Source organism: candidate division KSB1 bacterium, from assembly GCA_034506335.1.
GTDB lineage: Bacteria > Zhuqueibacterota > Zhuqueibacteria > JANLFK01 > Oleimicrobiaceae > Oleimicrobium.
This window is the reverse complement of sequence record JAPDPR010000084.1, coordinates 1-8,415: the sequence shown is the minus strand read 5'-3', so window position 1 is coordinate 8,415 and position 8,415 is coordinate 1. Positions and strand designations below refer to the sequence as shown.

Genomic DNA, 8,415 nt, shown 5'->3' with positions numbered 1-8,415 from the left:
TGACGAAGAACTGCCACGCCTGGCAATCATCTTCGTCGAGGAGGCGGAGGAAGAGTTCCTCGCTCATTGCGCAGGTCTCGGAGCTGGGAAAGGTGCCGGCGTCGGTCGAGCGGGGGACTCGAAGGAGGTGAGGCTTCGGCGCATGCGCGACAGGATAGCGAGCGCACTGGTGAGACCGGGGAATGAGAAGTCGCGGATGCTCAGGGTCACCTCGTGAGAGAATCAGTGTCGTTCCCACACCCGTGGGACGCCGCTGCAGAAATGTGCGAAAATTTGTCCTCCATGTCAAGAGGAATTTGCGGCCCTAAGCCAAAGCGGCACCAGGCGCCACGCGGGCGCCTGGTGCCAAATTCTCTCTTCGTGTTCCCGGCTACTTGAGGAGCGCGGCCTTGCGGAGAGCAGTGAACGTGCCCGCTTCGAGTCTATAGAAGTACACACCACTGGGGAGGGTGCTGGCATCTACCGTGACCGTGTGGTGGCCAGCATCCAGATTACCTTGCAACAGGGTGGCGACCTCTCTTCCCAGGCTGTCAAACAATCTCAGCGTCACATAGGAGCGGGTTTTCAAGCTGAACGGGATGGTCGTAGTCGGGTTGAACGGGTTCGGGAAGTTCTGTCCCAGCGCAAATTCCGTGGGTAGCTCGTTCCGTGCGGGTTGCACCCCGGTAGGCAGAAGCTGGCTGGGGATGAACAGAAAGCCGCTGCGCACCGTGTACGTGCCCGCCTCGGAAGCAGGGGCAATACCCGGCTGCCCGATCACGGCCGTGGCGCGATAGGTGCCGCCACTGCTCACGCCACCGCCGCTGGAAATGGTGCTATGCGGCAGGCGGTACTGTGCAGAGGCCCCACTGACCACCACGCCGCAGAGCACTAGTGTCAATGTGGACGACTTCATCACCAGGTCCTCCTTAGTAAGAGGGCTCGTGTGCCAGCCTGTTACCACACGCTGAGGGCAGCGCGCTTCCAGCCGGCGCTGGTCTTGACGTAGATGTAGTCATCGTCCCAGGCAATATCTCCGACGTTGCCATTGGGGTCAGCAGTGCCGGTGGGCGTGTAGGGAGTCCGCAGCCGCAGTTGGTTGTAGCCTGTCGCGCCGTTCAGGTCCACGCGAGCGGTGGGCGCTTCCGTGCCAAAGCCAAACAGTCCCGTTTTTGTCACCATAAGGTGTGCGGTGTTGTGCCAGTGGCTCGGACTGGTGCCGTAGCGCAAACGCAGATTGCCGTCGCCCAGGTCGTTGGACTGTCGGTCAAAGGACCACGTGTCGATGAAAGTGCCCTCATGTACCTCGCCCAGAGTGAGGCCAGAGCCTCCGGTGCTCTGGCGGTTGCTAAAGATGTAAAGCGCGGTAGTCTCGCCCTCCAGCACCAGGCCGCGACGGGGTACATGGGAGCCGGTGACGCCGATACTCTCGGAGCGTACATGGAGCTTGCCCTTGGGCGTAGTGGTGCCGATGCCGACGCGGTTGCGCACGTCGTCGTAGTAGATGTCAGAGCCTCCGGCTACTCCTCCGTCGTTGTACACGACCTGGCCGTCACTGCCGCCGATGGGTCCGGGAGGTCCCTGGGGTCCAGCAGGCCCTTGTGGTCCGGCAGGTCCTTGAGGGCCTTGTGGACCTGGATCACCTTTGTCGCCTTTGTCTCCCTTATCCCCTTTATCCCCCTTGTCACCCTTGTCTCCTTTGTCACCCTTGTCCCCCTTCGGTCCTGGGGGCCCTTGTGGTCCCTGGGGGCCCATCTCGCCAGGGTCGCCCTTCGGTCCGGCCGGTCCAGGGGGACCCTGAATGCCCTGGGGGCCTTGCTCACCGCGCTCGCCCTTTTCCCCCTGTGGTCCCGGAGGTCCTTGTGGCCCTTCGGGGCCCTGCGGTCCAGGAGGCCCTTGAGGTCCTTGTAAGGCTACTTCCTGTACCGTCTTGGTGAGCAGACGTCCCTCCGGCCCATGGATGAGCAGTTTGGTGGTAGGCTGTACTGCGCCGGCCTCAGGTGCTACCCGCACGATTGCGTCCCCCACGACTTCCAGCGTGGCATTGGGAGAGGTTACGCCGATGCCGACCGCCCCTGTCGAAGGGAAAACGTTCTCAGTGCCGTAGACGCCGCGGGCGGCAAAGGCGTAAGGGGAAGTGGTGAGTTGTACCCGCGGCATGAGCTCCGGCTCGGTGCCGATGGCAATGCCCAGCCAGTACTGGCGGTTGAAGGGAAGATTGATGGGGATGATGCTGCCCAGCGTAACGTTCATTACCCCGCCGGTGATGACCACGGGCTGCGTTTCTGTCCATAGGGCAGCCCCGCCTGTGGCCACCTCGTAGAGCCGGAAGGTGAGCGCGTAGGTACCATCCGGTACTGGATTACCGCTGGCGTCGGTGAGCAAACCTTGGTAGCTCATCGTCAGGGGAATTTGCGCTTGGCCGATTGTCGCCACAAACGCGATGGCTACTACCGTCAAGAGTAGACTGTGTCTCATGGCATGTTCCCTCCTGCGGTTAGATTGAAAATTGTGTGTACCGGAGCGCAGAGTATGGGCACGTGGAAGTAGTTTTGCGGAGACCGTTGTCCGCGGATGAACAGCAGCCGCCGGTCAATAGCAAGGGGCAGTGCCACCCCGCATCCCATAGGCGGTACATCGCCACCCCCGTTCTTCGCGGGCAACCACCTCTCCTATCCTCACCACGCCTCGGTTTCCTTGCAGATCTTTCCGGCCATTTGAAATATAGCCTGTCTCTCGCAAATTGTCAACCCTTATTTGCCCTTTTTGGGCACTGGTGGGTGGCCATTATGTTCGAAAAAGCGACAGAAATGGTCCTGAAAGGCCTCTGGGCCTCCTGCCGAGGTGCATCCGGAACTCAAGCCCATGAATGGCGCCTACGCGGACATTGTGCCTTGACTAGTTCCCTTGGTCGGCGGTTGCTGGATTGTTTTCTCCCCTTTGAGCCAGGTCAAAAGTTTCCCTAGGGCCAGTGTGGTCAGCACGCCTATCATCGTGTACCAGGTCCAGGCAACCAGCTTCAGCGAGATCACCGTGACCATGACCAGAATCCCGGCGACAAAACCCGCAAGGGCGTCCTCCTGGGTCGCGTCGCGCACTAGTAGGCCCAAAAGGAAGGTGCCGAGCAGGCCCCCATAGGTGAAGGAGGCGATGCTCAAGGCAGTTTCGACCACTGCGCGTGTGGAGCTCATGAAGAGGAGCGCCGAGAGCACCAGCATGAGAGCCGCCCCTGCGGTAGCCACGCGCCCAGCGCGGACCCCGCCTCTGGTGCGGGCGCTGACTTCTGCTGGCCGCCATAGGTCAAAGACGACCGAGGAGGCCATGGAGCTCATAGAACCGGCGAGTGTGGACAGGGCCGCTGCGAGCAGCCCAGCGATCACGAGTCCAGCAACCCCGCTGGGTAAGCCTTGCACGATGAAGTATGGGAATACCTCGTCCGAGCGCGTGAGGCCCAATGTCGCCAGACTTGCCCCTGCATAGTGCGCGTAAAGCAGGGCGCCCACGAGGAGGAAGAGCGCAAACTGCGCAATGACCAGCACGCCTGTGCCCACCAAAGCCTTCCGCCCATCAGCAAGGGACTTGGTGGTGAGGATGCGTTGCACGATCAGCTGGTCGGTGCCGTGCGAGGCCATCGAGAGGAGTGCCCCGCCGATTAGACCGGCGGGCAGTGTATATGCCTTCTGGAGGAACCCCTTGCCGAATCCAAGGTCGAAGATGTGGAGCTTACCCTGGGACAGAAGCGCATAGAACAGTTCGCCCAAGGTTCCCTTGCTGTGGCCCACGATGATAGCGGCGGTAGCTAGCGCTCCACCTATGTAGATGAACATCTGCACGGTGTCGATCCAGATCACGCTGCGCACGCCGCCCGCGAATGTGTAGGCGAAGGCCACTGCCGCAAGAATTGCAATGGCCACCGGATAGTCCACCTTCAAAATAAACTTGAGAGGGATGGCTGTGGCGAAAAGCCGTACCCCATCGGCGGCCAACCTGGTGAAGAGAAAGACCAGCGAGGCAAAGCGGCGCGTCTTGGCCCCGAATCGTGCCTCCAGAAAGGCGTACGCCGTGCTCACTTCGCCGCGGGCATAGGCGGGAAGAAGCACGAGGCTCACCACGACCCGCCCAATCAGGTACCCGAAGGTGACCTGGAGGAAAGAGAGGTTGGTCATATAGGCCAGGCCCGGTATGCTGATGAAGGTGAGGGTGCTGGTCTCCGCGGCCACAACCGAAAAACAGACCGCCGGCCAGGGGATGCTGCGGCCGCCGAGAAAGTAGTCGCGTACATCCCGTTGTCTGCGCCCCGCCCAGATCCCGAAGCAGGCGACGGCGGCGAGGTACACAAGAAGCAGCGCGTAATCGATGGTGGAAAAGCCCATGCACTGTCCCTTTCCGTTGCTCAGAGCTTTCGCTTCATCGGGCTGGTCCAAAGATAGCAAATTGGAGCTCAATTGCAAGGGGAAAAGGAGTGAGGATGGGTTCGGAGCAAGGGGAGTCGTTGCACAAAGAGTTGGCACAGGCCATATGACCTGGGACGTAAAAAGGGAGGTACCTAGTGGCACCTCCCCTGACATGGGTTAATCCATCCCTAGGGTAAGAACGAGCGGCACGCTGGGTGTAGCCTGAACGGTCTCCCCATGCTTGAGTGCCCGCGGCGAAGAGATGCCGGATGCCGTCGCCAGTCCCTCCTCGCCGCATCCACTCCCCAGGGAGGCGATCACTTCCACGGATAGGAGGGGCGCACCTGTCCTGGGTCACCCCTACGAGCAGCTTCCGTCTTGCTTCTGCCAGCCAGCTTGCTCAGGGTAAGGCAGGCGGCGCTCCGACTGTCCCCTCACATGCGCAATCGCGGTTTCCCTGGGTGTTCTACCCTTGGAGCTTGAAAAGAACCGAAATGCCAATCTGCGCGGAGACCGGCTTTCCCTGGTATTGTGCCGGTTTGAAGCGCGTGGCCCGCACGGCTTCCACCGCTGCATCCTCGATTCCCAACTCGGGGGCAAAGATACCCTGCTCAACCCATGCCTTGCGCACAACCCCGCTGGTGTCGATAACCGCAATCACAAATACCCTCCCCTCGACACCTGCCTTCCTCGCAGCTTCTGGATAGCGGAGGTTTTGCTGGATTGCCGCAAACCCGCCGATGGGTTCTGGGGGTTCGTCGAACGGAGAGAAGGGGAGATCCTCACGTCGCCCAGCAGAGGGGGCCTCTTCCCCTTTGAGCTTGAATATCACCGGCACGCCGATCTGGACGGCCACGGGCTTGCCTTGCTTTCTGGCCGGCCTCCATTGCACGCCGGAGACGGCTTCTATGGCAGCCTGGTGTAGTTGGACCGCACCTGGGGCGCTGTCTGGCTTGGTGTACGCGTGCCGCACCGTGCCGGTGGTGTCGATGACCGCGACCACGTACACTCTCCCCTCGAGGCCCGCCTTCCTGGCTTCCTCGGGATACCGCACTTTGTTCTGGATCGCCTGGAACCCGCCGATTGGCTCGGGCGGCACATCCCACGTGGGGGATACCACTAGCGGCTGGCTTGGCGCTCCCTTCAAAGGTTCTCCCGCTTTGCTCAAGTTGAGCACGAGCACATTCAGTTTGCTGCTTTCCACCGTCACCCCTTCCATCCGCGCCTTCACATAGCCGGGAGCCTGCGCCTCGACGTCGTATGCCCCTTGGGGCAGGTTCGAAATGGCGAACTCACCGTTTTGATCTGTCCGTGCATGAAAGCGGGTCCCCACGACGGAAACACGAGCTCCTGCCAGCCGCACACCCGTTGCGTACTCCACCACAAACCCCTTGATGCTCCCCGTGTCGGGCTTGGCACGCTTAGCGCAGTTGAACGACAAGGGGATCGCCACCAGTGCCAGAGCCGCCACCACGGCCAGCACGCGCGTTTGAGAGAGGTCTCTCATGGCTTTGCCCTCCATTTGATATTTCACCCGCCGCAAGAGTTTATTCCTTTGCCTGATAAAGGCGGTGACCCCGGCTGTTCCGCGCTCCGGGTTCAGGGCCGCCTCGGCGAGCTTTTGCAGCTGCCTGGTGTATTCGAGTGACGAAACATGCGCTGCTTGCCGGGCTGCGTCGTCGCAAGCCATTTCGCGGTAGTCCTCGGCAAGACGCCAGAGCAACCAGACAAGAGGATGGAAAAAGTAGATGGCCCTGGCCACAAGCTGCACCACCTGCGCCCAGCCGTCTCCACGAGAAGCGTGGGCTAGCTCATGGTACATCGCCACCTGCCGCCCCCGCGCGGGCCATTGGTCCCAGTCCGGTGGCACGAATACGGTGCGGCAGCGGATGCCTATGCTCAGAGGCAGCGCTACCATGGGGTTGCGGTATACCCGCAGGGCGTGCCGCCCCTCGTGAGCTCCTGGGAGTGGAGCGCCGGTTGCGGAGCGGAGACGGTACATCAGCCACCCAGTCTGAAGTAGGGGCAACAGGAGGAAGGCGCTTGCCCCGAGTACCCAAAGGAGGAAGAGCACCCCGGCGACGCTCAGGCGAGCTGCATGAGCAGGAAGAGAGGACGACTCAAGAACAGGTTCAATGACGACTCTTCCCACGGTTGCCTGGCCCTCCGGTGCGCTCACCGAGAAGAGGTCCGGGCCTGGCACAAAAAGGGGCACCAGAAGCTTTGCAAAACCGGCCATAGCTACCACGAAGCGGACGCGTGCCTGCACCCGACGCAGCAGCCAGAGGGTCAGCAACACCAAGGCGAGAAAAAGCGTATTCTGCGCTACGGCCTGAGCGAAGTACCGCGCCCAAGCCTCTCCCCAGAAGTTGATCTGCTCAATCATAGCCGTCCTCGCATTGAGCGATAAAACAGACCATTCCCTCTGTCCGCGAGAGCAGGGAGGCACTGAAAGCCGCTGGCTCCTGGCCTCGACCGCTTGCTCGCATTATGTGGCGCCATGTGCTGCATGGGGCCTCTGACCCCGTCGCGCACGTCTCTGCCCTTCTTGTGCTCCTACTGTCGCTCAAGCTCTCGTTCCTTCTCGGCAATAAGCTGGCGGATCGTGGCGATCTCTTGGGCGTTCAAAGAGTCAGAGTTGATCAGAAAGTGGGCGAGAGCCCCAAAGGAGCCGCGAAAGACCTTTGTTACCAGATGCGAGGTCTCGCGCTCGATGGCTTTGTTCCTTGAAATAGTGGGCCGGTAGAAGTTGACGAGTCCCACCTTTTTCTGTCTAAGAAATCCTTTTGCTACCAGGTTGTTCATGATGGTTTGCACCGTCGTGTAGGCCTTTTCCCCGCCGGGGTAGGCGTACTCGAGCACGTCTCGTACGCTCGGCGCACCGCCCAAAGCCCAGATGGCTTCCATGACCTCCCATTCCGCTTCGGTAAGCCTGCGGACGTTGGTCTTGTTGTTCACTCGCTCTTCCTCCTGTTGCATGTTGCATCCTCGGACCGCCAAACCTCCATGGCCGCCACTTGGAAGAAACCCCCAGCCATGACGTCGCATTCCTGGCGGATTTCGCCTGTTTGATGCAGTAGATAGACATGTGCTGCGCACGACGCCGTAGTCTCATGGTCCACCCGAGATGGCAGGGCGATAGTCTCTTGCCCTATTCATTCTCCTAGGTACCTGCCCAGGGTTGCGCTCAACGCAGGCCCGCGGAGTTCGCCTTCGGTGGCCACTATGATGCCATCGGGCCCCACAAGGATTGCCTTGGGGACGCCGAGCACCTCAAACGCCTGGGCCACTTCGTTTTGAAAGCCGCCGGCAAGATAAGAGTGCAGCCAGGGCATGGTATAGCGTTTCTGGCGGAAGTTAGCCACATCCTCGGGCGCACGATCGAGCGAAAGGCTGAGGATCACAAAGCCCTTTTCCTTGAAGCGCTCGTATGCGTCGTGCAGGTGGGGCATCTCGCCTACGCATGGGCCGCACCAGGTGGCCCAGAAATCGAGCAAGTAGAACTTGCCGAGCAGGTCCCGGTTGGTCAGGGGCTGCCCGGTGTCCATGAGCTGAACTGAAAAGTCGGGTACCGGTTTTCCCTCGGCAATCCTGCGCCGAGGGTTCAGGCTTTTGAGATAGTATTGGACCTCCTGCACGTCGCCATAGTTTTTCTCGAGCATTGCGTAGTAGTTGGCAAGATTGGCGGAGTCCTTTTTGAACTGGGCCATACTTGCCAGCACGGCAACGGCAATGGCGCGTATTGTGCGATCTGGATTTCGCTCCATGAGGTCCCGAAGGAAAGCCTCCTGCTTTTCGGGGTCCCGGTGCAGCACCAGGGCAGCCTGCGGCTCCAGGCTCCATGTGGGGGAGTCGGGCGGGAGGAGGCGGAGAATGTCGCCCCGGACGGTGGAATCCAGGCGCGCACCAAAAGGGGCCAGCCAGGCAAGGCGCAGAGCCGCGAATCGTCGCACCAAAGGATCTTGGTCGGGAGTGAGATACTTTTTGAGTCGCGCCACCGTAGCGGACCAGTCGTAAGAAAAACCCGGCGTGTCCAGGTGTT

General features: G+C 60.9%; 7 protein-coding genes. 1 reads left to right on the top strand and 6 read right to left on the bottom strand.

The annotated features are described in order from the left end of the window. The coding region (locus ONB25_14935) for a hypothetical protein (GenBank protein ID MDZ7394180.1) at nucleotides 1-217 on the top strand (217 nt) is incomplete at its 5' end. A 153-nt stretch (nucleotides 218-370) separates the two neighbouring features. Here ONB25_14935 and ONB25_14930 read toward each other — a convergent pair. The 6 genes from ONB25_14930 to ONB25_14905 form a co-directional block, all read right to left on the bottom strand. Next, nucleotides 371-895 (bottom strand): T9SS type A sorting domain-containing protein, encoded by a 525-nt coding sequence (locus tag ONB25_14930; GenBank protein ID MDZ7394179.1) that lies wholly within the window; start codon nucleotides 893-895, stop codon nucleotides 371-373. 41 nt (nucleotides 896-936) lie between these two features. Continuing rightward, complete coding sequence (locus ONB25_14925) at nucleotides 937-2,457, bottom strand: hypothetical protein (GenBank protein ID MDZ7394178.1); 1,521 nt, start codon at nucleotides 2,455-2,457, stop codon at nucleotides 937-939. 398 nt (nucleotides 2,458-2,855) lie between these two features. Continuing rightward, nucleotides 2,856-4,352: a sodium:solute symporter gene (locus tag ONB25_14920; protein MDZ7394177.1), complete on the bottom strand. Its 1,497-nt coding sequence runs from the start codon at nucleotides 4,350-4,352 to the stop codon at nucleotides 2,856-2,858. 487 nt (nucleotides 4,353-4,839) lie between these two features. After that, the gene (locus ONB25_14915) at nucleotides 4,840-6,759 is read right to left on the bottom strand and encodes a M56 family metallopeptidase (GenBank protein MDZ7394176.1); all 1,920 of its coding nucleotides are present in this window, start codon (nucleotides 6,757-6,759) and stop codon (nucleotides 4,840-4,842) included. A 170-nt stretch (nucleotides 6,760-6,929) separates the two neighbouring features. After that, nucleotides 6,930-7,352, bottom strand: coding sequence for a BlaI/MecI/CopY family transcriptional regulator (locus ONB25_14910; protein MDZ7394175.1), 423 nt, complete (start codon nucleotides 7,350-7,352; stop codon nucleotides 6,930-6,932). A gap of 176 nt (nucleotides 7,353-7,528) precedes the next feature. Beyond that, on the bottom strand, nucleotides 7,529-8,415 hold an 887-nt coding region (locus tag ONB25_14905; GenBank protein ID MDZ7394174.1), incomplete at its 5' end, for a thioredoxin-like domain-containing protein.